Below are 25,280 nucleotides of genomic sequence, written 5' to 3'. Positions count from 1 at the left end.
CATCTCAAATATTAGGGTTTGTATTTGCTACATATACGTTCTACTTTGTAATGAAAATAACAAAGATGAACAACATTGAAAAAATAAATCCAATCAGACAAATTAATAAAAAACAACTATGGTGTTTCTTATTAATTAATACGTTTTTTATTATTTCAATAGTACTAATTCAATGCATTTTGGTATGACAATTCCATTTAATGCACTCAATCATAATTTCTCTATTAATAACATCTTCTACATTAATTCACTTAATGTTAGCATATAAAAATGATATTTTTAGTACAAATATTTATATGTGTAGCGCAACTTATTTTTACTCACTACTTAATAAAACAATTAAAAAAAGAAATATACTAAAATATTTAACTTTAGTATTAAGTCATTTAATTACTTGTATAGTATTTGCAATTACAATAGGATTTTTACTTAGTTTGATTTAGGATAAATGACAAAACGATAGAATAAAACACCTAGTATAAGGATAATAATTATCAATATACCTACAGAAGCTAAAATTATTGATGATTTTTTAACATGATGTTTATGTAGAGAAGTGTTGTTAAAATTATTATCTTTAACAATTTTGTTAACCATTTTTTTCTTTGTATCAAAGTCAAGATCAGCGATTAATTCAATATTAGTAGTTTTAGAATGTTTTTTTATTTTAGATCTATTTAAATCTTTATTGTTTTGTTCCATAAAAATATTTTAACAAACTATATTAAAAAAATATTATTTATTTATAATAATTAATGGTCAATTACCCAAGTGGCTGAAGGGACCGCTCTCGAAAAGCGGCAGAGGATGAAAGTCCTGCAAGAGTTCAAATCTCTTATTGACCGCCACGCCATTTTAGCTTAGTGGTAAAGCACTTGACTCGTAATCAAGAAACACAAGTTCGATTCTTGTAAGTGGCACCATATAAAATTCCGAAATGGAATTTTTTTATTGCCTTTATATACTTTTAAAACAAATAAAATAATTAAAATAAAATGTGTGATAGCAATTGGAAAACCAATTGTTTTTTTATTTGCTCTGAAAGGCAAGAAAATGACTAAAGCTAAACTACCATTGCATATTTATAAAATAATCGAAAATAGTGATTTAGATGAAAAGAAAAAAACCAAACTACTTGAATTTGGTGCACTTTTATATTGACTTGCTGAAAAAAATATTAACAATAAAGTTAAAGGGAAGTAAAAAGAAAAAAGTTTATTAGTATCTAAATATTCTATTTCTTCAAAGAAATTTAATAAATATAAAAGTTCTAGATTATCTTACTTAGATTTACTAGATTTTTTTATTGAAAGAAAATTAATTTTTAGAAGCAAACATAAACCTTGAAACAAGAAACAATAGTTAAACCATTGCTATAAAATTTGATTTCATTCCAAGAGTTGAAAGCATAGAAATTCCTAAAGCATTCCTTCATCAAACTGTTCTAGTAAAATTAAGTGATATAACAGATAATAAACAATTTCTTTCAACAGATAAAATTATTATTGTTCCACCAACACAAGAAATAAATATAGAACTTAATAATAGAGCAAAATCAATGAATTATCGAAACTTCAAAAAAATTATAAAAGACTTGTTAATGATATTTTGGCAAAACACAAGCCAATTATTAGAGAGCAAGAATTATTAAATATTTTAGAACTTGATACTAATAATCCTACATCAACAGGTTGAAATGCCTTACATCAAATAGTAGATGTATTTATTGCTATACCAAATAAGCTAGAAAAGTATAAACAAAATGACTTACTTAATAATAGCCAAATTGCTTTATTTTAGATAGTTGAAATAAACTTAATATAAAATCTCCAAAAGTAAAAGAAGAATGAACCAAAATATCAAAACAAATATTTTAGTGAATTAAACAATGAAATAATTGACTATATTAACACACAAATGAACCAGTCTTTTTAATTAATGGAATTGATTATCAAATAACATATTCAATAAGTGGCTCAAAATTTAAAGAATTAAAAATAATTTCACCTAACAATTGAACTGATAACAAAATTCTTTTATATAACCTTGTTAAGGAACCTAACAAAGATAATAAAGTAATCATTAGAATTGATGCTTTATCTAAAAAATTAATAAACTATAAAACTATTAATGTTTCAAATAATCCGGGTGGAATTACTCCAACAAAATTTAGTTTAATACAAAAACAACCATTACATCTTATTTGAATAGTTGCTTTATTTGTTTTTGTATTACCTGCAATAGTATTTGGAATTATTAAATATAAAAACACATACATTAAAGCCAAAAAACTTAAATAGGAGAAAAATGAAACAACAAAAACAAAGAAAAAAAGAACTTTCACTAACTAAAATATATATCATCATATTCATAGCAATTTTTGTTATATCAATAATAGCGTTGATAATTGATTCAATTTATAAAGCAAATCTAACTAATCAAGATTTACCAATTACTAAATCTAACCTTATTCCTTATACCTTTGGAACCATAATATTTATTTGACTAATAGATATATGGCCAAATTTAAGTATTCAGCTCAAGTTATGCAAGATTCGATGATTGATTATATAGCTGGTACATTTAGAAAAAAGATTAATTATCCAAGCAATCAACTTGTTAAATATTGATTAAAAAGAGAGAATGCTTTAGAGCAACTTATAATTCAAAATGAAGAATTGTTAAATAAAACTAAGGAATTTATTAAATTGCTAAACAAAGATAAGATATCAACGCAAATGGACTCGGATGATACATATAACACATTTAGAGTAAAAGGAAAATTTGTTAAAAAAATGATTAGACTAAGAATAATAAGGATATTTGCTAATGATGACTATCCACTTAAAGGTAAAAAACAAAACCCTAAAAAACCTATTAGTATGGTGGCTATTTATGATATAAGAAACTTAGGAAAATCTGCTGATAATCACAAGGCAATCAAAGTAATAAACGAATTCAATTCTCAAACAGGATTAATTAATAATAAAATGGCTTATGTTTGTGATGGTGCAAGAGCTTTAAAATTAGAAGCAAGTATTCTAGGAATGGACTATCATCTTGATTTATTTCACTTAATACAAAACATAGATAAATACATTGGTTATAAAAAACACTCAAAAAACACTATAAAAAACTTATTTATTGATTATTTTAGTCCAACAAAAAAAGAAAGATGAATAGACCTACTTACAAAATCAATAAAAGAAAATGATTATGAACTATATAAAGAAATATTAGATGAATTGGAAGACTTAAGATTATCAGTTCAATCAAAATCTATCAAAAAAAATATTACTAGCTTATTAACATATCTCAAAAGCAAGAATAGTGGAATATGAGATAATCAAACAAGAAAAGCAATAGTTTCTTACACTGAAAACAACATAAATTACCACTATAAAAAACTTATAAAAAACTCTTTAGCTCACTATACAGAACAAACAACAAAAATGAAAGTTCTTTTTTCTAATCTACAAAAAAATATACCAACTATTTTTATATAAAATAGAGTTGAATACCTACTAAAATTCTCATATTTAATCACTTTAATAAAAAATATGTTATAATAAAAAAAGAGTAAATAGATAAACTTAAAAACCTTTTCTATTACACATTTAAATTTAATGGTTCCTAATTTTTCGCTTAATAATCAAAAATTAATAAGTTATAATTAAAATTATATTATGAAAAATTTAGCTAATGAATTAAGACCAAAAATTCTTGACGATATTATTGGTCAAAGTCATATTCTTGACTTACTAAAAAAAATTGTATTAAACAAAGTTAAAACTAGCTTTATTTTTTTTGGTGAAAGTGGGACCGGTAAAACTTCTTGCTCTTTTGCATTAGCAAATGAAATGAAATTAAAATATGATTATTTTAATGCTTCAATCGATAGTAAATCAGACCTTGTAAAAAAACTTGAAAATAATGAAATTATCATAATTGATGAAATTCACAGATTAAACAAAGATAAGCAAGATATTTTACTTTCATTTCTTGAATTTGACAAAATAATTGTTTATGCTACAACTACTGAAAATCCTTATTTTCGAGTTAATCCTGCTCTTAGAAGTAGAATGCAAATACTATCTTTTGAAAAGCTTAAAGAACATGATTTATTTAGTGGATTATCTAAAATAAAGAATAAATATTTTAATTCATTAAATTTAGATGACGAAATAATATTAGAATTAGTAAGATACAGCGCAGGAGATTTTAGAGCATGTATTAATAATCTTCAAATGCTTGGAATTTTATACTCAAATAATGAAAAAATACATAAAGATGATCTTAAAAAAGTCATTCCTAATATAAATTTTTATAGTGATAGAGATTCATCAGCACATTATAACAATTTATCTGCTTTTCACAAATCTCTAAGAGGAAGTGATGTAAATGCAGCTCTTTATTATGGCTTTGTTATAGTTAAAAGTGGCGATTATCAAGGGTTAATCAGAAGGTTAAATTGTGTAGTTTATGAAGATATTGGCTTAGCTAACCCAAATATAATTTTAAGAATGGAAGCTGCGTTTAATACTATTGAACGTCTAGGATTCCCAGAAGCTGATTTAGCAGTTGCATTTGCAATAATTGATGTAGCACTAAGTCCAAAAAGCAACAGTATTTATAAAGCAATGAGTGCAGTTAAAAGCGATATAGAATCAGGAAAAATTTATGAAGTTCCAGATCACTTAAAAGATGCTCATTATAAATCATCGGTAAAATTAGGATACGGTCTAACTTATAAATATCCACATGATTACTACAATAATTGAATAAAACAAGATTACTTACCTAAAGAATTAAAGGATATAATTTATTATAATCCTGGTAAAAATATAAATGAAATAAAATATAATGATTACTGAAATGAAATTAAAAAAGGGGAGAAATAGTATGATTAATTTTAAAAAAATTAAAAACTTAGAAGAATTAAAGATTGCTAAAAATCAGGTCTATGCTAAGGATGAAGAACTAATTAACTTAAAATCACAACTTAAAATTGCTAAGTCAGAAGAAAAAAAAGAAATAGGGCTTAAAATTAAAAAGATGCTCGATTTTTATGAAACAGAATTTAAAAAAGTTGAAGAAAAAATTGAAGCAGAAGAAATTAATAACAAAATAAAAAGTCAATATGTTGATGTATCGAAACCGAATTCCAAACCTGGTTCGTTGCACCCCATTACTCTTGTTGAAAACAGACTAAGAGATTGATTTTTAAATAATGGATATTACGAACAAGAAGTAGGAGAAATAGTTAGCGACTTATATAACTTTGAACGTTTAAACATTCCTCAAGATCACCCAGCAAGAGCTATGCACGATTCTCTCTACTTAAATGCAACAACTTTATTAAGAACACATAATACAGGAGCAAGTGCACACGAACTCGAAAAAAACTGTAATAAAGCTTTTTCTACATTTACAATCGGAAAAGTATATAGGAATGATGAAGATGATGCTACTCACTCTCATCAATTTAAACAACTTGATTTTGTTAGTGTCGGTAAAGTATCATTCCCAAATTTGATTTGAACTCTTAAATCAATGCTTAGTTATGTTTTTGAAACAGAACTTGAAATTAGACTAAGACCATCATATTTCCCTTTTACTGAACCGAGTGTTGAAGTTGATATGTTTTATAAAAACAGATGAATTGAAATTCTTGGTGCTGGTATGTTACATCCAAATGTATTAGAACTTGCTGGATATACCAACAGTATGAATGGCTTAGCTGCAGGAGTTGGAATCGAAAGAATTACAATGATAAAATATGGAATTGAAGACATAAGAGATCTTTATAAAAATGACTTAAGAATATTGGAACAATTTAATCATGAAATATAGTTGATTGGACATTTTACAAAACGAGGGTAAAAAACAATATTTCCAAAATATACTTTCTAAATTAGAAAAATTCGAAAAGGAAGGCTATAAAATTTTTCCTGAAAGCCAAAATATGTTTAGAGCTTTTGATTTCTTTCAAGTCAATGAAACAAAAGTTGTAATTCTAGGTCAAGATCCTTATCCTACTTTAGGAGTAGCAGATGGTTTAGCATTTAGCACAAAATCAGATAAAACTCCAAGTAGTTTAAAAAATATTTTTAAAGAATTAAAAAAAGATTACCAAGGTATTATAATTAAATCAAACGATCTTAGTAATTGGGCTAAGCAAGGAGTTTTACTTCTTAATACAATACTTACAGTTAATGAATCACAACCTAATTCTCATGCTGATATTGGTTGAGAAAAATTTAATAAAGTAATATTGGAAGAAGTTATAAAAAATAACGAAAATGTTGTTTTTGGACTTCTTGGAAACTCATCAAAAAAGATTATTGATAAGTTAGATATTAAACCAAAAAATGTTGTATTTTTATCTCACCCAAGTCCTTTAGGCTATCATAAAAGCTTTAAAGATGGAGAGTTTTTCAAAAAGATTAATAATTTACTAGAAAAGACAAATCAAGAAAAAATTGATTGGTCAATAAAGGAGTAAAATGATATTCTCACTAAAAAAATTAAATACTTATTTGCCTGGAATAAAGCTAAATAAGGACGTTGAGCAAGTTATAAATAAACTTGGTTTCGAAGTTGAAAGCATTAAAAAATTTAGCACAATTGAAGGTGTTGTTTTTGGTCTAATTAAGGAACTTTATAAAAATCCAAATTCTGATTTATTAACTGTTGCCACCGTTGAAACTAAACACGGAAATTTAACAATTCAAACAACAGATAATGTTCTAAAAGTAGATGATTTAGTTGTTTGCTTTATTGAAGGTTCTAAAATGGGTGACATTGTTTTCAAAACCAAAAACTTAAAAAATATTCCTTCACAAGGTATGTTTGCTTCATATGAAGAGTTAGGTTTTGATGGTAAATTATTCGGTGATTTAGGCGAACACATTTTAAGACTAGATAAGAATTTTGCCTCAATTAACGATGATCCTATGCAAGTATTGCAACTAGATGACTATATTCTTGATGTTTCTACAACAGCCAATAGAAATGATGCTAATTCATATTATGTAATGGCAAAAGAATTGGCAGCATACTATGAAACTGAATTTGTTTTTAATGAAAAAAATCACAAAGGTAGTCTATTTTCAGATATCGCAATAGATAGAGGAATGAGTAATGAAATTACAATGTTTCAAGCCTATTGTGATAAAGAATTTGACTTAAATATATTTGATAAAATGCTTTTAGCAAAACATAATATCGACACTTCATTAGGTTGAGCTGTTAATCTTACAAACCTAGTTCTTATAATAACAGGTGCTCCTTGTCATGTATATGATAAAAATAAAATTGGGCTAAAAATAACTTCAGAGCTTTATAGTGGAAAATTAAAATTATTAGGAAACAAAGATGTTGATGTTGAAAACGTACTTATTATTAGGGATGAAAATAAACCTATTTCAGTAGCATCAGTTATGGGTCTTGAAACCACTAAAGTTGATGAAAAGACAAAAGAATTTATTTTCGAAATAGGTGTTTTTGATCCGACTTTAATAAGACACTCAGTAAAACAAATTAAATTACTTAGTAATTCTGCTAATCAAGCAAGTAGAACAATTACAAATGAAATTTTAGAATTAGGAATTTTATTTTTAAGAAAATACTTAAACGATAATAAAATTTCAATTTCAAATTTACTTGGAATTCCTAAAATAGGCCCTAAAAAAATGATTAAATTTGATAAAGAAAAATTATCAGTTTATTCTGATCAAAATACCTCATCATTAAAAAAATTCATACCAGCAATTGAAAAATTAAAGAAGCTTGGTTTTAGTTTTGATTTAGAAGTAAATGAAGTTTATGTGCCGATTTATAGATACGATATAAATTACTTTGAAGACATTATAGAAGAGATATTCAGATTTTACTCATATGATAATTTTGAACCAGTACAGCTCTCAAACACAAGTTTTAAAATACATAAAAGATCTACAATTAAACATGAATTGCAAGCAAATGGTTATAATGAGATATTAACATATTCGCTTTTATCAAAACAAAAAAATTTCTTAAATGTGTTTGATTTTCAAGAAGAATTAGCACTTGAAACATTTGTTTCAAAAGAAAGAGAAGTAATCAGAAACTCAATTATACCTTCTATGCTTGAAGCGGTTGAATACAATCAAAAAAGAAAAATCAATAAAATTAACTTTTTTGAAGTAGGAATGATAAACAATAATATAAGTGTAGTTGGATTAGCAAGTACAACCAAAAGTTTTGAAGAAATAAAAGAAGATATTATAAAACTATATAGAGATAATAAATTAGTTTTCGAAAAATTAGATAATAACGAAAAAATACATCCTAATGTTTCAGCAAAAATATACCAAAATAACTTGCTCATAGGTTGAATAGGAAAAGTTAATCCTAAATACGATTTAACAAATGCTTATGTTGCTGAAGTGCTAGTTCCTCAATTTAATAGTAATAAAAAATACAAAATCATAGACAATGAACCATTAAAATCTATAGATTTAACATTTGGACTTAAACATGGTGAATCTATAAAATCATATGTCAAAGACATTAATAATAACTTTAATGTCTATGATATCGAATTGAAAGACACATTCGAAAAAAACAACTTAATTAATACCACTTTAAGAATAACTTCAGATTCAAAAACAATAGAATTGATTAACAAAAAATACAATAAATAATAATGATAGGAAGGAAATAAACATGTACAAAAATATAGAACTTAATGATAAAGAAGTGCAAAATGCAATTAATGCTGAATTGAAGAGGCAAGAAGAACATATAGAACTAATAGCTTCTGAAAACTACACATCTGAGGATGTTCTTAAAGCTCAAGGTAGTGTTTTAACTAATAAATATGGTGAAGGATATCCAAATAAAAGATATTATGGTTCCTGTGAAAATGTTGATGTTGTTGAAACACTAGCTATAGAAAGATTAAAGAAAATCTTTGGAGTTGAATATGCAAATGTTCAACCATATTCTGGATCAGTAGCAAATGCTGCTGCAATAGCATCGGTTGCACCACACGGCGGAAAAATCATGGGTCTTTCTTTAAATAGTGGAGGTCACTTAACACATGGTTATAAAATTAGTTTTAGTGGAATTTTCTATAATTCAGTTTCATATGAAGTTGATAAAAATGGTTATTTAGATTATGATGATATTGAAAGAATTGCTATGAAAGAAAAGCCTGATTTGATAATTTGTGGTTATTCTGCATATCCTAGAATTATCGATTTTAAAAGATTTAGAGAAATAGCTGATAAGTGTGGTGCAAAACTTATGGCTGATATTGCACATATAGCAGGACTTATAGCCGCAAACGTTCATCCTAGTCCAGTTAATTATGCTCACATTATCACTTCTACAACTCATAAAACATTAAGAGGTGCAAGAGGTGGAATCATCATGACAAACGATCCTGAAATAGCTAAGAAAGTAGATAGATGGGTTTTTCCAGGTTACCAAGGCGGACCACTATTTCATGCAATTGCTGGTAAAGCTATTTGTTTCTATGAAGCATTAACATCTATGTTTCAAAAATATGGAGCTAACATTGTTAGAAATGCTAAGATTTTTTCAGAATCATTTATTAATCTTGGGGCAACATTAGTTTCGGGCGGAACCGATAATCATTTATTTATGATAGATGTTAAAACAAGTTATGGAATTACAGGGAAAGATGCTGAAAAAATTCTTGAGCAATTTAATATCACAACAAATAAAAATACTATTCCAAATGATACATTAAGTCCTACTTTAGGTAGTGGCTTAAGATTAGGAACAGCCGCAATGACTTCAAGAGATTTTACAAAATGAGAAGAGTTAGCACAGATAATGCATACAATACTAAGAAATCACGACATGTTAAAAACTAGTAGTCCTGAAGCCAAAACTCTTAAAGATAGTCTAAAGAAAAAAGTTAATGAATTTACTAACTCCTTCCCAATTAAGAAAAGTTATTTATAAAAATGAAGGATTTAACTAAATATAGCAATAAACTACCTTACGATGAAACAAACATAAAAGACATATATAATTACTCTCAAAAGTTATTAGGAAAAACTTTTCTTGATGTTTTATCACTAAATTATGAAAATGAAGATTTAGAAGACATAAATGATTATTACAATAATCCTAGTAATAAAGGTTCATTAGGTAATTTGTTAGAAGAATACTTTTTTTATTATAAACCAAATAATAGTGAATTACCAGATTTTCAAAAAGCAGAACTAGAATTAAAAACCACTCCTTATGAAATTAATAAAAATAAATTTATAGCAGGAGAAAGACTAGTTATTTCTATGATACCAAACACTAATCCTATTGAAAAAGAATTTAAAAATTCTCATTTAGAAAAGAAGTTGAAGAATGTTTTAATGATATGATATCTTAGAAATAGAAATAAAAAGAGAATTGAATATAGTATAGATTATATTTATCTTTATCAATTGTATAGTAAATTATTATCTAAAGATTTAACAATAATTTTAGATGACTATAATATTATTGTTAATAAAATTACTTCAGGAAATGCTCATAATTTATCAGAAAGTGACACTAAATATCTTGGTGCATGCACAAAAGGATCTAGTGCATCACAAATATTAAAACCACAATATTACAATAATAAAGTTTTAGCAAAAAGAAGAGCTTTTTCTTTAAAACAATCATATATGACCTATATATTAAATAATTACATTATGAATAACGATAAGGAAAAATTTGATTCAATTTTTAAAGATGAAGAAATAATTGATGGCAATTTTGAAAGTAAAATATTAGATAAATTAAATTTTTTTATAGGTAAAACAGAAGCTGAATTGTATCATGCTTTTGATTTAAATAAAATCATAAAAAGTAAAAATATAAATAGAATTTTAGTAAATAAAATTTTAGGTGTAAATTCAGATAAGTCTGAAGAATTTCAAAAAGCTAATATTGATATTAAAACAATAAGAGTAAGAAAAAATGGAACACCTAATGAGAGTGTGTCTTTTCCTAAAATTGTAATAAAAGATTTTGTTAATAAAATTTTTGAAAACTCAAATGAATATAATTATTTTGAAAAAACTAGGTTCTTATTTGTAGTTTTCAAAGAGAATGAAGAAGGTAATTATAAATTAGCTGGTTCAAAATTTTGAAATATGCCAATTAATGAACTTGAAACTATTGGAAAAAAAGAGTGAGAATTAAATAAGAAAAAATTCTTAAAAGGTGTAAATTTCAAAATAGAATATAACAACTTAGGAAAATTAATTGTAAAAAATGACTTACCTAAAAAATCAGAAACAAAAATTTTCCATCTAAGACCACATTCATTAAAAAGTTCTTATATCATTAATGGTATAAAATATGGTGAAGGTTCAAAAACAGATATGGATGAATTAATAAATGGCGATAAAATGACAAATCAATGTTTTTGATTAAATAGTGAATATATTAAAAAAATAGTCGAAGACATAATCAAAAAGGAGAAATGCTAATATGAAATTATCAGTAGTTGAATTATTTGCAGGTGTAGGTGGTTTTAGAGTTGGGCTTAATCATATAAATTCTTTTGATGAAAATGGAAGAGCAATTGAAAATAATAACTGAAATTTTGTCTGAGCAAATCAATATGAACCTTCATCTAACAAGCAACATGCTTTTGAATGTTATATAACAAGATTTGGTGACAAGAATCATTCAAATGATGACATATCAAAAGTAGATAAAAAAGTAATTCCTGATCATAATTTATTGGTAGGTGGTTTTCCTTGTCAAGATTATTCAGTTGCTAGATCTCTTTCAAATAACAAAGGCATAGAAGGCAAAAAAGGTGTTTTATTTTGAGAAATAAGTGATATTTTAGAAACAAAAAAAACACCGTTTGTTTTATTAGAAAATGTTGACAGGTTACTTAAATCTCCATCAAGCAATCGTGGTAGAGATTTTGCAATTATGTTAAAAACTCTAAATGATTTAGGATATGATGCACAATGAAGAGTCTTAAATGCTGGTGATTATTCTATGCCTCAAAAAAGGAAAAGAGTATTTATTTTTGCTTATAGAAAAGATTTAAAATGATCAAAGTCAATAAAGTGTAATAATCTTAATTTAAATGAATTAAATATTTTTAATAAAGTATTTCCAATAGAAACAATAACAGAACTTAAACATATAGATTTAAATAAATATGAGGACGTTTTAGATATATCTCTAAACTACAAAAGTGGTTCATTCCATGAATGTGGAATTATGATCGATAATAATATTTATCACTCTAAAATAAAACCTATAAATGAAGTAAAACATACATTAAGTTCAATATTAGAAAAAGCATCATCTTTTAATGACCATTATGATAATTTAATAATCAATGAGCAAAATCTTGAAAAATGAAAATTTCTAAAAGGTTCTAAAAAAATTAATAGAACTTCAAAAGAAGGTCATAATTATATATATAGTGAAGGTGCAATGTCTTTTCCTGATAATCTCGATGAACCAGCAAGAACAATGCTAACAAGTGAAGGTTCAATCAATAGAACATCACATATAATATTTGATAAAAAAATAAATAATTATAGAATTCTAACACCATTAGAATGCGAATTAATTCAAATGTTTCCTGCAAATTGAACCAATACTATGCCTGATAAAAAAAGATATTTTATGATGGGGAATGCTTTAGTTACGGGTGTAATTTCTAGAATGGAGCCTTTACTAAAAGAAATAATTAAAAATGAAGACTAAAATTACAAAAGCACCTTGTTCATAGGTGCTTTTGTTAATTTAAAACTTATTTAGGTAATAAAGTTTTTATTCTTTCAGGTGTGGGTTCAACCACTAAATATGTTCCAGCAACAAGAGCGTCAGCTCCATTTTTGAAGCATAACTTTGATGTATCTTGATTGATTCCGCCATCAACTTGGATTAAATAATTATATGATTTACTAATTCTAGTTTCATATAAAAACTTGATTTTATCTAAAGCACTTGGAATGAATGATTGCCCACCCTTTCCTGGCTCAACGCTCATTACGAGAACAAGTGAAATATAAGGAAGAAAGTCAACTATTTCTTCGACCTTTGTATTAGGTTTAATTGCTAAACCGATTTTATAGTCATCATAGTTTTGAATTAATCAATCATAAAAATCTTCCTTATCATCAAATGCTTCTCAGTGAAACGTAATAACATCAACTATATCTTTTAAATCATTAATATAATCAAGCGGATTAACAACCATTAGGTGGGCATCTTTAAAGTGTTTAAGACCGTTTTTTGATATATTAGCAATTTCACTTATTTGTATGGCTTTGTTAGGAACGAATTTTTCATCCATAACATCATAATGTATTCATTTTATTCCCGCTTTTATTAAAGTGTTAGCCATATCTAAACGTTTTGATTCTTCAACATTAAGCAGTGAAGGTGTAATATTTTTTTCCATTATCAATTCTCCTTTTTAGTTTCTTTAGAAAGTTTTAGATAGTTTTCATATCTTTCGTTTGGTCAGAAATCAGAACCAACTTGACTTTTTATATAACAATCATTAACTATTTCATTTAAATGCAAACACGACCTATATTTACATTTAGAAAAATTATTATATAAAAATGAATAACTTTGTGCTAATTGTAAATTATTAATATCAAGTTCCAGACTTCCAAAACCTGGTGTGTCAATTAATTCACCACCATTAAATTTAATAATTTGAATTAACCTTGTAGTATGTTTTCCTCTGCCTAGTGCTTTAGAAATGTTTTGTACTTTAAAGTCATTATCACTCAAATTATTAATTGTAGAAGTTTTACCAACTCCACTTTGACCTAAGAAAACACTTACTTTATTCTTAAATATTCCCTTTAATTTCTTTACTTGTTTAGGATTATTATTATTTACTAAATAAACTTCATAACCCATTTTTGAATAATAATCAAATCATTTTGTTTCGCCTAAATCACTCTTAGTAAAAAATAAAATTGGCTTGATTCTTTTATATTCAATGACTGCTAAATATTTATCAAGCAAATAATTTTGAAATGTTGGTTCAAATAATGAAATCACTACAATTACTTGGTCAATATTGGCAACCTTAGGACGAATAAAAAAGTTTTTTCTTTCTTTAATCGATGTTAAAACATCTTGATTAAATTCAACTATATCACCAACAAGTGGGGTAATATTTTGGAATCTCAGGATTCCTAAAGCAGGTATTTTATAATCATTTTGTCCATCATTTACATGATATATTCCTGCATTTATTGAGTAAATTTTTCCTAACATATTATCTTACCAATATAAAGATTATTGCTATTGAAACAATAAGTAATATAAGAAAAACTACTAATGCTATTATTATAAATCACTTCGAATTAAAAATATCACTTGACTTTACTTTAGGTTTAATAGTTCTTAGAGAAAGTGGATCTTCAATTCCTCTTTCTACTCTAAAGCAAGTATCTAAATCATGTCTAAATTCTCACATATCTTTATGTCTTTTATTTGGATCTTTTGCAGTTGCTTTAATAATTATATTTTCTAAACTTTGAGGAACTTCTATAAGTTCTTTAATTCTAGGCATTTCTGCATTACGATGCATTATAACTGTTTGAGCGGCTGTTTGTCCAGAATAAGGGTATTTTCCGGTTAGCATTTCAAAAAGCATTATACCCAAGGCATATACGTCAATTGACTTAGTAATATTATTCTTATTTTCTATGGTTTCAGGCGCATTATAATAAGCACTACAAATAACATTATTTGTTTTTGTATATCTTTGTGATTCTTCATCAAGAGATATACCTAAATCAATTATTTTTACATTTTGTGTATTGGAAATTATGATATTTTCCGATTTTATATCCCTATGAATTATTCCGCAATTATGTAATTCACCAAGACCGGCTGCAATTTGCTTGGCATAAGTAACTGCAACTCTAGAGTTTAATCTACCGTTTTCTTTAATTACTTCTTTAAGTGTTTTACCCTCTATATATTCCATAACAAAATAGTGCTCGTTTGGTCCTTCAATACTTTCGTCATAAATATAAGGAATATTTTTTGATTTTATTTTTTTCAGTAATCTTAACTCACTTTTAAAACGAGCCAAGTTATTCATGTTAGTATCATTATGTCTATATTTTAAAGCATAGCGTTCTTTTTTGCCGTCAAGAGTTTCGACCAAATAAACCGAACCCATTCCACCAGTACCAATAGATTTTATTATTTTATACTTTTTATAAACGTTTGATCAAGAAGGTGGAAAGGCATGCATATTATTCATTTTCTTCTCCGATCAAATCAATTAATATTATCGACATATTGTCATTTGAATTGTTTAATTCAGCCATTTCTAAAATACTAAGCATTTTTTGCTCATTATTTTTTTTAGTATTAGACATTGCAACCTGTAATTCATCATCAGGCACAAAACCATGAATTCCGTCACTAGTTAAAAACAAGTGCGAAATTTTTTTATAACTTTCAGGAGTTATTTCAAACATTTCAATAGTTGTTTTTTTAGTTGGTCCAATAGAACTGGTCAAAGCTTGAGAATGTGGAGCACGATGAGCAAATGTTTTGTTAAGACCTTCATTAACAAGTTGATTATATCAATTGTGGTCAACAGTAAGTTGAATGATTTCTTTTTTCTTTGTAAAAGCATATGTTCTTGAATCACCAATATTAAAAATTATGATATTTTTTTCTTCAGGAAAAATTAAAACAGCAGTTAAAGTTGTTCCCATATCTGTTTTTGTAAAATCTTGTTCAGAATGTAGTCTCATTTGTTTTTTAATTTTTTCAGTTGTTTCAAAAAATCAATTCTTAGCATTTTTACTATCTAATTGATAGTTGTTATTGAACTCTATACCGAAACTATTAACTGTTGTTGATGAAGCAATTGAACCACCAAAATGACCACCCATTCCATCACATAAAATTGCAAAATGAACACCATTTTTTGAAAATGAACCAACTCTATCCTGATTTTCTTCTCTATAATTTCCTTTATTTGATTGTTGTAGTATTTGCATTTTAATTAATTTCCTTTAAAATAATGTTTTTAATTTCATCAGCTGCTCTTTCTGGAATATCATTAACAACTCTATATTTAAAAAATGATGATTCATTAATTTCTTCTTCAGCTTTTGCTAATCTTGAACGAATTGTTTCATCATTTTCAGAACCACGTTTAATTATTCGCTCTTTTAAGTCATTAATTGATGGTGGTAAAACAAAAATACTAATAATGTTATATTCATTTTCTTTTTTAGAAAGTTGTTCAATTACTTGACTTGCCCCACGTGTTTCAATTTCAAGAATAGGCACTTTTCCTTTTTGATTTATTTTATTTAATTCAGATCAAAGAGTTCCATAATAATTTCCAAAATGATATGAAAATTCTAGGAACTCACGTGATTTAATCATTTGTTGTACAATTGACTTATCCATAAAATAGTAGTGAATGGAATTTATCTCTCCTGCACGAGGTTTCCTAGTCGTAACTGAGCAAGACATAGATAAATTAAGCTCTTCAAAATCAAAAAGCAATCTTTCAATTGTACCCTTTCCAACTCCACTTGGACCACTAAGAATAATTACATTATTTTTTTTGTTTTTCATATTATTACATTATATATTTTTTTAAATATTTTAAAGATAATACTAAAAAATTAATACATTTTTAGTAATACAAATTACTTAAGTATTGTTCTTTATTATTCAAGTGAATAAAATCAAATAAAAAAAACACATTTTTTTAATTGATTTGTTAAAATTATTCCATGCAAAAACAAAAACATTCTTTACTTTTACAATCATTAAATACAATTGTAACAAGTGACTCGGTTTTACCTGATGAAACCGAAAAAAATAAGAAATTAATAACTCTTTTAAGATTAATTTATCTCTTGACTATAGCCTTTTTAGTAATTTTTAGTTTTTTCGCATTCGCTATAAAAACTAAAGAATTACAACCTATAAAAATTATAATAGGGATTGTGACATTCTTTGTTTTTTTAACCGATTATATATTACATTGAATAACATATCCGGTTAGATCAAAAAGGAAAAACAATTGAATAGATTTATTAGTTTTCCCACTTAGTGGAGTAGGTATTATATTATTACTTTCAACTTTATCTTCATTATATGTTATTAAATATTTGGGTGCTCCAAATTCAAAATTCTTTGATTACTTTGAATCAATTACTCTTGTTAGATTACTTAGATTAGTACTTTTATTAAAAATATTTACACCGTTTAAAATTTTTGTAAACGTATTTAAAGAACAAAAAGTTGTACTTATAAATACGTTCGCTTTTATATTTATTTTGATAGTTGCATTTGCTTTAATAATTTGAAATAACGAAGTAGATTGATTAGAAACTCAAATTCAAAACAAATTAAAAGAAGGAAATGTAACTGAAGGTGCTGTACCAGATTCATTATACAAAGAAGAATATGATAAAATATATGCTGAATTATCAGGTGGTGTAGTTACTAATTTTTGAGATGCTTTATATTATTCAACAGTAACTTTAACAACAATAGGATATGGTGATTTTGCACCACATGCAGGAAATTCAAAATTGATTGTTGTGATTATTTCTCTTTTAGGTATTGCAATTTTTGCAATACCAAGTGGTGTTGTAGCCGGAGCTGTTCTTACCCAAATTCAAGAAATCGATAAAAAAAATAAAAAAGAAAAGGAGATGGAATAGCTCCTTTTTTAATTAAATTTAAATTAATTTTTAATATAATTAATTAGAATTTTTAGATTTAAAAATAGATAGGATGTGATGAAAAAAAATAATATAGTAAATAATACTCCATCATATAATTCTGATTTGTTTAACACAAATAAAAAAACAGGATTATATGATGATGAAGTAAATAAAAGGTTGGAAAAATATGGAAAAAACGTATTACACAGTTCTAAAAAAATTAATCCTTTTGTATCATTTATAAAACAATTTAAGGATTTTATGATTATCTTGCTATTAATAGCAGCAGTGTTTAGTGTTTCGGTTGCTATTTATGAATTAGTAAGACACGGAGTAGAAGGTAGACTTAACGATACAGTTATAAGTTTTGTTGAACCAGGAATAATTCTATTGGTTGTTATATTAAATAGTATACTTGGTGCTTATCAAGAAATAAAAAGTGACCAGGCAGTAAAAGCATTAGAAAAAATTAATGAAACAAATGCCAAAGTTTTAAGAAATGGTAGAATGATTTTAATACCTTCCAGTATGTTGGTGCCAGGTGATATTTTAGTAATAGAGGCTGGAGATACAATAAGTGCAGATGCGCAACTAATTGAATCATATAACTTAATGGTTGTTGAATCTTCATTGACCGGTGAATCACTATCAACTGAAAAAGATTGAGCTTTTAAGGAGAAAGAAAATTGTGCATTAGGGGATAGAAAATCAAGTATTTTTTCAGGTACATACGTGACAAATGGTCGTGGGGTAGCAATAGTTAAGGCGACGGGATCGTTTACTGAAATAGGTAAAATAAACAAACTTATTAAAGAACAAAATGTATTGCTTTCACCACTACAAATAAAACTTAATAAATTAGGTAAAATTTTTAGTATTGCAGGGATTGCATTATTGATTTTTGCAGCCATAGCACAAATACTTTTGGATAATTTAATTAGTGGAAGTTGAACCAATATAAATGTTTATACAAATTCATTAATAACCTCAATTTCACTTGCAGTTGCTGCAATTCCAGAAGGATTAATTACTTTTACAAGCGTCCTTTTAGCAATTGGTGTAACCAATATGACAAAGCAAAATGCAATCATTAAATCATTATCGAGTGTTGAAACTATTGGTTCAACTTCGATAATATGTTCTGATAAAACCGGAACGTTAACTGAAAACAAGATGGTTGTTGTTGATATGATGAATGAGAATGAAATTCATAGCAAAAACAATGATATTAATGAATTTAAATTCTTAATTTCACAATCAATTTTATGTACTGATGCAAGTATTCATTTAAATCAAAATGATGAGTTTGAAGAGGTTGGAGATCCTACTGAAACCGGTTTATTAAGACAAGGGTATAAAGTAAATCTTATAAAAGAAGATTTATTAAAAACACATATTAAAATAGATTCTCTACCATTTGATTCCGATAGGAAAATGATGTCGGTTTTAATAAATCACAATGAAGATATTTACATGATAACAAAAGGAGCACCCGACGTTATCCTTAGCAAAGTAAAAAATAAAACTAAATTAATTCATGAAATGAATGAATTGTGATCTAATCAATCTTATAGAGTATTAGCTTTTGCAATAAAGAAATTTAGCAAATCAAAGAAATCTTTAAGTTTTGCTGATGAAAATGAGCTTGAATTTATAGGATTAATTGCGATGATTGATCCACCAAGAGCAAATGTTAAAAGTAGTATTGAGGAAGCACAAAAAGCTGGTATTAAAACAGTAATGATAACTGGTGATCACTTAACTACAGCTGTAGCTATAGCTAAAAGTTTAGGGATTTACAAGGATGGTGATTTAGCTCTTACAGGTTCTGAACTAGCACAATTAAACCAAAAGGAACTAGAAGAAAAAGTAAAATCAATAAGTGTCTATGCACGTGTAAATCCCGAAGATAAATTACGAATAGTAAAAGCTTGACAATATCATGATCAAGTTGTTGCTATGACTGGAGATGGTGTAAACGACGCTCCCGCACTTAAAGCAAGTAATGTTGGTTGTGCCATGGGAATTACAGGAACTGATGTTTCAAAACAAGCTGCGGATGTAATACTAACGGATGACAATTTTAATACAATAGTAAAAGCTATAAAAGGTGGAAGACAAACATACGATAAAATAAAAACAGTTGTTTTGAATTTATTAGTTTCATCACTTACAGAAATATTCGTAATGTTAATAGGATTATTTGCATTCAGATTTATTTTCTTTAACACAATTGGAGCAAGTACAGAATTTTGAGTCTTATCCGCTTCACAACTATTATGAATTAATTTATTAACTCATGGACTTCCGGCAATTGCATTAGGTATGGTCGATTCCGGAAAAGATGTAATGAATCGCTTACCTTATAATAAAAATGAAAATATTTTTGCACAAGGCATGGGTATAAATTTATTAATTCAATCAATCATTCTTTCGTTATTATCACTCGGTTCTTACCTTGTAGTTGGATTAATAGCAAAACAAAATGGAATAATCGGTTTAGAATTTGTTAAATTAACTTCAACAGCATGTTTTATTACCATGGGGATCGCAGCTTCATTAAACTCATTAAACTTAATGAGTGATAAAAGTATTCTTACGTCAAGCGTTAGAAAATATAAATTAGTTTATTTAGCTTCATTATTTTCATTTGTATGCGTAATAATAGCCGCTTTTGTACCGGGAATTAGAAATGTGTTTAAAATGTTAGATATATCTACATTTTCAGGAAATTACACAATATATTATTGACTTATTCCTTTAGGATTAGGATTTGGTCTAATTTTATGAAACGAAATCTCAAAATTATTTAAAAAAAATGCAAAATATAGTTAGGCATGCCTAACTTTTTTTGTGGAAATTCCACAAATTAATTAAAAGTAAGAAAAAATCACTTGCTAAAAATCAAGTGATAAAATTAAAATAAAAAAAGGAGAAAATATGAAAAATCAAATTGTTGAATTACTAAAAAAACGTTCTTCAGTAAGAGAAATGATTCACACACAACTAAGCAAAGATGAAATTAATTTATTGGTCGAAGGAATTAATTCATCTGCTACATCAATGTCGAGAGTTTCTGCAAGTGCTATTATAATTACAGATCAAAAAGTTAAAGAAGAAATAAAAACTCTTTGTGGGGCAAAAGCACAAGAACACCTAAGTACATCAGCTGCTATTATTGTTTTCATGGTCGATCAATCACGTGCTAAATATGCGGCAAATAAAAAGAATATAACAATTGATACTAAAAATCTAGATAATTTTTTACAAGCATTCGGAGATGCATATATTATGGCAACGAATGCATCCATTACAGCTAACTCATTAGGCTATGGTACAGTTTATTTAGGAAGCTTGAGATTTTTTGATATACCAGGATATTTACAAAAAAAATATAACTTAAGTAAGGATATTTTACCAGTTTTAGGTCTTGCTATTGGAAAGGCTAAAAATGATAAAAAATACCACCCTTATCATATTAATAAAACTTTTGTTGATGAGTATAATCAAAATAAAGTTTTTGAAGAATTAGAACAATTCAATAATGATGAAGTTAAGTTTTTAGGAGAACAATATAAACATTTTGCATATATGGATAATGTACCAAAAACATATCAAAATGATTTTACAGAAGCTTATAAAAAATACTTACCAGAAATTTTAGATGTTAATAAGATAAAGTAAAAACACTTATAGAATATAAGTAATAAAATAGATATTTACTTATCTATTTTTTATATTATTTTCAAAAAAAGAAATAAAAAAAATGGCGGAACAGAAAGGATTTGAACCTTCGCGGGAGTTGCCTCCCCTACAGTCTTAGCAGGACCGCCTCTTCAGCCTCTTGAGTACTGTTCCAAAGTATTACTATTATATAATAAACTTTGTATTTCAAGACATAAAAAATTATATTTTCTATTTCACTCTATTTTAGAAGTTTTAAATTATAGATACTATAAATAATTTAAAAAATTCTTGTTGCTATAACAAGAATTTTATATAGTTAAATTTATTAGTTATTTGGTGTATAGTACTTTTTCTTACAATACTTAACTAGGTCATCAAAACTAATAAATGTTTGCTCATCAAATTCATAGAAGTTCGTTTTAGAATCTAATATTTTTCTTTTTTCAACATTTAGAAAATTCTTGCCGTTCATTAATGTGTTAAATGCATCGTCATATGTAAGAAAATAGTAAACCTTATATTGGTCATCCCTAGATGTATAAAACTTTATTAACTCAGTTGAAGATAAATCTGAAAAGTTAATATTTTTTAAAAAAGTTACCTTAGAAACATTCTTGTGTTGTACATCAAAAGAACTTAGAAATATATCTATTAATAAGTTAATTGCATTGTCATCCGTATTAAATAGTAAACTGTAATTAGATGAAGCATCTATTTGTCTTATATTTGTATCAATTGAAATAAATCTATTTTTTTCGGGATTATAGTTCGATACAATATTTTTTTTAAGTTCTTCAAAAGATATATATAACTCATCTAGTGAAATATTTTTGTTATTCTCTTGATCGACCGGTTTTTTATTAATTAACTCTGGAACTTGAACTATGAAAGTTGGTTTAAATTTTAAATCTTTAAAAGAATTGGCTAATTTATCAAAGAAATCTTCATCATCTACATTAACTAACTCACGTACATCATTTAAGAAGATATATTCTGCCATACGGTATCTATTCAAATATTTTAAAACATCTAAATAATCCATTTTATTAATGTCTTTGGTTATAATTTCACTTTCCGAAGAAAAAGTAATTGCTTTTTCCACAGCTGATGTGTTAGATAAACTATATACAATAGTAAAGTCTTCAAAAAATTCCTTAAGAACTTCTGGGTTTGAAGTTAAATAGTTTTTAAAATCAATAGTCAGTATTGATTCATCAAACTTAGAATATTTTTTACCATTAAACAAATAGTAACTATTAGATATTCCTGGCGAAATTTCAACCGGTTTCAAAATTTTAGCATCTTTAACGGTTTTAATTTCATTATTTACAAAACCTCAAAATTTAGTTTCTGAAAGACCACCGTCTCAAACATACACCTCATTTGCTCCGGTATCACTAAAAATATAGTCTGTTTGATATTTTGTTCCAATAAACTGCGATGTAATATCAAATATCATGTTTAAACCGAATGCAAACATCATTGTATAAGGCGTTTGTGGTGCAAATGATAAAATTCCATTAAAAACTGTTTTTAGTACATTAAGTGAATTTTTACCTTGATTATAAACATCGTTATATAACTCGAACAACGAAGTATAAATTGAAACAGTAAAATCAATAGAATTAGCAATTGTTGCAAATTTTCTATTCATGATTTCTATTTTTTGATACTTGTCGATTTGTTGAGAAATATCTAATTTGTTGGTTGCTAAGCTTACAAAGTATTCTTCATTAGTTAAATTTTTCTTAATATAGGCTTGATTTTCTTCTTTAGTATAAAACTCTATAAGTCTATCTATTTTTGTTGTTGTAGGTATTTTAGCAGACTCTAATTCTTTTTTTGTTTGCTCACTAATATTATTTGATTTTATCATTCTTTCAAATGCAAGATTATAAAGATTAATATTATTCGTTTTTGCTAAAGAAGTAGCAGTACCACCAATCTTTTTTAAGATTCTCAAGTTTTCTACTGTGTATTTCGATAAATTTGTATTAAATTCTTTGATTGTTTGAATAAGATTATGTTGATGAGCATTTAAATAATTCGAATCACTTGAATGATTAAATTTAAAAATAATTTCAGAATTAGAATTAGTGGTAGTAAGTGACTCTATTTTTTTAGAATTAAGTGAATATTTATCATATAGACTATTATAATTTTTTTTATCATCTTTATCATAAAGCATTTCTTTATTGTAGTCAATAATTCCATTTGAAATAATCGAATTGTTTTGTGCATGTGTAATTACAGACATTGCATTTACTAAAGTATTGCTATTTGCAAATGTGTCAACAAGCGAATCGAAGTTAATGTTATTTGGAATATTAAATGAATCGAGTCCAAGGATTTTGAATAGGTTCATTTTTTCACCTTTTTCATCAATATAAAACTCATCAGTAATGCAATCTCTAAGATTATTATCGATTAATTTAAATAATTTGTTGTAGAAAACTTTAAAAGATAATACGGTTTTTGAGTCAGCTCCATATTCTGCTAAATTCGTAGAAATTGAAAGATAAGTTGAAAATATTTGATTAAATATCGTTCCTCTTTTTCCTTCAATATTTATATTTACTATTTCTTGAACTTTATCCCATAGTGTTGAATTGTTTTGTTTGTTAATAATAATATTTTCCAGATTTTTTTTGAGGATCTCAGTTTCATTTGAAAGCGAAAAAATTTTAAATATTGATTCGCTTTTTAAGTCATTTTTATCATATTTTTTTACAAGTTCTGGGTCTTTGTTATTTGCTTTTTCATAATCAAATATATTGACTGAATAAATTAAATTAGATATAAATTTATTTACTATATTTCTTTTTGTAGAAATATTTTTTGAACTAAATTAGTATTTTTATTTGATTTAGATCAATTTTTGGGGTCAGAAATACTAAAAACTTGATTACTTGATGTTTCAAGTTGATACTTTCCAAACAAAGAATAAGGTTCATTTTTATCTGTATCAACAACTATTGTTTTTTTGTTATTATTAGAATCAATTTTTAATGTTAAAAGTTTAAATAAATCAGAATTTTTTAACTCATTTTCATTAAATAATTCATTTAAATTTATAACTTTTGACTTATTCTTTGAACAGATGTATAATGAAGATTCATTTTTTAAAACTTCTTTAACAGATTTTAATTCAGGTTTAGAAAGTTCGAAATATTCCTTATTTGCTTTGGGATCAAAAACTTTTACACTTGGTGTTAAATCCAATATATAATCACTTGGAAGTTTATATATATTGGTAAATTCCTCAATTTTAAAATATTTTTTTACATACTCTTTTTTTTGATCTTTATTCATTTTTTTAGAATTCATTTCAATAGCAAAATCATTTTTTATATATTTTTTTAAATCTTCTTCGAATTCAAAAGTTTTGTCTGCAAATTTATAAATTTTGTTTATATTAAAATAGGACATTTTTGCATCTTTTTTATTTTTATATGCAACATTGTTTTTACCTCTAAAAACAGGTATATCATAATCAAAATTTATCGATTCATTAATTATATCGTCGGTAACAATATTATTATTCTTATGTATTTTATCAATTATTTCTTCTTTATTTTTGAAACTAAAAATTTCCTCTCCTATAGAAGAACTTATATATTTTTTTAAAGAATTCATATTACTAAAATATTTTTTTTCTTTATCTATATAATAAATTTCTTGAAAGTCATCCTTTAATTCAGGTTTAACATTTTCGTTCAAAAAATCTATTAATTCTTTTTCACCTTTTAGTACATTTCCATTTATTGAATACTTATTATTATCAATCTTTTGCTTTTCATTAACGCACGATGCCAAAAACAATGGAGCAGCAATTGTTACTAAAGATGCTATACTTAATATTTTTTTCAT

Annotated in this window: 22 protein-coding genes and 3 tRNA genes; 16 read left to right on the top strand and 9 right to left on the bottom strand. The window is 26.0% G+C overall.

Features of this window, described 5'->3' with window-relative positions; all coding sequences use genetic code 4:
* Positions 1-429: 429 nt before the first annotated feature.
* Positions 430-702 (bottom strand): hypothetical protein, encoded by a 273-nt coding sequence (locus MCRO_RS01605; RefSeq protein ID WP_041594027.1) that lies wholly within the window; start codon positions 700-702, stop codon positions 430-432.
* Between the two features lie 55 nt (positions 703-757).
* Between MCRO_RS01605 and MCRO_RS01600 the strand changes: the two genes are divergently transcribed.
* The 13 genes from MCRO_RS01600 (at position 758) to dcm (ending at position 12,744) form a co-directional block, all read left to right on the top strand.
* Positions 758-848 (top strand) — tRNA-Ser (locus tag MCRO_RS01600).
* A 1-nt stretch (position 849) separates the two neighbouring features.
* Positions 850-923, top strand: a tRNA-Thr gene (locus MCRO_RS01595).
* Between the two features lie 76 nt (positions 924-999).
* Complete coding sequence (locus MCRO_RS04035) at positions 1,000-1,203, top strand: hypothetical protein (RefSeq protein WP_148207918.1); 204 nt, start codon at positions 1,000-1,002, stop codon at positions 1,201-1,203.
* Positions 1,204-1,608: 405 nt separating this feature from the next.
* Entirely contained in the window at positions 1,609-1,800 is a 192-nt protein-coding gene (locus MCRO_RS01585) for a hypothetical protein (protein ID WP_041594025.1), read from the top strand.
* Positions 1,801-2,307: 507 nt separating this feature from the next.
* Positions 2,308-2,574, top strand: a complete 267-nt coding sequence (locus MCRO_RS04130; protein ID WP_041594024.1) for a hypothetical protein — start codon at positions 2,308-2,310, stop codon at positions 2,572-2,574.
* The gene (locus MCRO_RS01575) at positions 2,517-3,506 is read left to right on the top strand and encodes an Mbov_0401 family ICE element transposase-like protein (protein ID WP_013054549.1); all 990 of its coding nucleotides are present in this window, start codon (positions 2,517-2,519) and stop codon (positions 3,504-3,506) included. Before MCRO_RS04130 ends, MCRO_RS01575 begins: the two co-directional genes overlap by 58 nt.
* A 180-nt stretch (positions 3,507-3,686) precedes the next feature.
* Positions 3,687-4,901: a replication-associated recombination protein A gene (locus MCRO_RS01570; protein WP_013054582.1), complete on the top strand. Its 1,215-nt coding sequence runs from the start codon at positions 3,687-3,689 to the stop codon at positions 4,899-4,901.
* A gap of 1 nt (position 4,902) precedes the next feature.
* Positions 4,903-5,853, top strand: a complete 951-nt coding sequence (gene pheS, locus MCRO_RS01565) for a phenylalanine--tRNA ligase subunit alpha (RefSeq protein WP_193333239.1) — start codon at positions 4,903-4,905, stop codon at positions 5,851-5,853.
* Positions 5,843-6,505 (top strand): uracil-DNA glycosylase, encoded by a 663-nt coding sequence (locus tag MCRO_RS01560; protein ID WP_013054460.1) that lies wholly within the window; start codon positions 5,843-5,845, stop codon positions 6,503-6,505. The genes pheS and MCRO_RS01560 overlap by 11 nt, the downstream gene beginning before the upstream one ends.
* Before the next feature lies 1 nt (position 6,506).
* Complete coding sequence (locus MCRO_RS01555) at positions 6,507-8,687, top strand: phenylalanine--tRNA ligase subunit beta (RefSeq protein WP_013054594.1); 2,181 nt, start codon at positions 6,507-6,509, stop codon at positions 8,685-8,687.
* 22 nt (positions 8,688-8,709) lie between these two features.
* The gene (glyA, locus tag MCRO_RS01550) at positions 8,710-9,978 is read left to right on the top strand and encodes a serine hydroxymethyltransferase (RefSeq protein ID WP_013054504.1); all 1,269 of its coding nucleotides are present in this window, start codon (positions 8,710-8,712) and stop codon (positions 9,976-9,978) included.
* A gap of 2 nt (positions 9,979-9,980) precedes the next feature.
* Positions 9,981-11,495, top strand: coding sequence for a Sau3AI family type II restriction endonuclease (locus MCRO_RS01545; protein ID WP_013054236.1), 1,515 nt, complete (start codon positions 9,981-9,983; stop codon positions 11,493-11,495).
* Position 11,496: 1 nt separating this feature from the next.
* Positions 11,497-12,744: a DNA (cytosine-5-)-methyltransferase gene (gene dcm / locus MCRO_RS01540; protein ID WP_013054149.1), complete on the top strand. Its 1,248-nt coding sequence runs from the start codon at positions 11,497-11,499 to the stop codon at positions 12,742-12,744.
* Positions 12,745-12,790: 46 nt separating this feature from the next.
* Here the strand turns inward: dcm and MCRO_RS01535 are convergent, their stop codons facing one another.
* From MCRO_RS01535 to gmk, 5 genes are read right to left on the bottom strand one after another with little or no spacing between them, the layout of a single operon-like run.
* The gene (locus MCRO_RS01535) at positions 12,791-13,444 is read right to left on the bottom strand and encodes a ribulose-phosphate 3-epimerase (RefSeq protein WP_041594022.1); all 654 of its coding nucleotides are present in this window, start codon (positions 13,442-13,444) and stop codon (positions 12,791-12,793) included.
* Positions 13,444-14,280, bottom strand: a complete 837-nt coding sequence (rsgA, locus tag MCRO_RS01530; RefSeq protein ID WP_013054417.1) for a ribosome small subunit-dependent GTPase A — start codon at positions 14,278-14,280, stop codon at positions 13,444-13,446. Before rsgA ends, MCRO_RS01535 begins: the two co-directional genes overlap by 1 nt.
* A 1-nt stretch (position 14,281) precedes the next feature.
* Positions 14,282-15,280, bottom strand: a complete 999-nt coding sequence (locus tag MCRO_RS01525) for a serine/threonine-protein kinase (RefSeq protein ID WP_013054494.1) — start codon at positions 15,278-15,280, stop codon at positions 14,282-14,284.
* Complete coding sequence (locus tag MCRO_RS01520; protein ID WP_013054591.1) at positions 15,273-16,031, bottom strand: PP2C family protein-serine/threonine phosphatase; 759 nt, start codon at positions 16,029-16,031, stop codon at positions 15,273-15,275. Before MCRO_RS01520 ends, MCRO_RS01525 begins: the two co-directional genes overlap by 8 nt.
* A gap of 1 nt (position 16,032) precedes the next feature.
* Positions 16,033-16,620, bottom strand: coding sequence for a guanylate kinase (gene gmk / locus MCRO_RS01515; RefSeq protein WP_013054536.1), 588 nt, complete (start codon positions 16,618-16,620; stop codon positions 16,033-16,035).
* A 161-nt stretch (positions 16,621-16,781) separates the two neighbouring features.
* On the opposite strand from gmk, the gene MCRO_RS01510 reads away from it, so the two are divergent.
* The 3 genes from MCRO_RS01510 (at position 16,782) to MCRO_RS01500 (ending at position 21,407) form a co-directional block, all read left to right on the top strand.
* Positions 16,782-17,720: a potassium channel family protein gene (locus MCRO_RS01510; RefSeq protein WP_013054607.1), complete on the top strand. Its 939-nt coding sequence runs from the start codon at positions 16,782-16,784 to the stop codon at positions 17,718-17,720.
* 78 nt (positions 17,721-17,798) lie between these two features.
* Positions 17,799-20,558 carry a cation-translocating P-type ATPase gene (locus tag MCRO_RS01505; protein ID WP_013054282.1) on the top strand — a complete coding sequence of 920 codons (2,760 nt, stop codon included), beginning with the start codon at positions 17,799-17,801 and terminating at the stop codon, positions 20,556-20,558.
* A gap of 105 nt (positions 20,559-20,663) precedes the next feature.
* Positions 20,664-21,407: a nitroreductase family protein gene (locus MCRO_RS01500; RefSeq protein ID WP_013054723.1), complete on the top strand. Its 744-nt coding sequence runs from the start codon at positions 20,664-20,666 to the stop codon at positions 21,405-21,407.
* A gap of 83 nt (positions 21,408-21,490) precedes the next feature.
* Here the strand turns inward: MCRO_RS01500 and MCRO_RS01495 are convergent.
* The 3 genes from MCRO_RS01495 to MCRO_RS01485 form a co-directional block, all read right to left on the bottom strand.
* Positions 21,491-21,581, bottom strand: a tRNA-Ser gene (locus MCRO_RS01495).
* 154 nt (positions 21,582-21,735) lie between these two features.
* On the bottom strand, positions 21,736-23,775 hold the full coding sequence (locus tag MCRO_RS01490) for a hypothetical protein (RefSeq protein WP_013054433.1): 2,040 nt from the start codon (positions 23,773-23,775) through the stop codon (positions 21,736-21,738).
* A gap of 446 nt (positions 23,776-24,221) precedes the next feature.
* Positions 24,222-25,280 (bottom strand): hypothetical protein, encoded by a 1,059-nt coding sequence (locus MCRO_RS01485; RefSeq protein WP_013054521.1) that lies wholly within the window; start codon positions 25,278-25,280, stop codon positions 24,222-24,224.

The sequence above is a fragment of the Mycoplasma crocodyli MP145 genome, from assembly GCF_000025845.1.
GTDB classification, from domain to species: domain Bacteria; phylum Bacillota_I; class Bacilli_A; order Mycoplasmatales; family Metamycoplasmataceae; genus Mycoplasmopsis; species Mycoplasmopsis crocodyli.
This window is presented reverse-complemented; position numbering and strand designations above follow the sequence as displayed.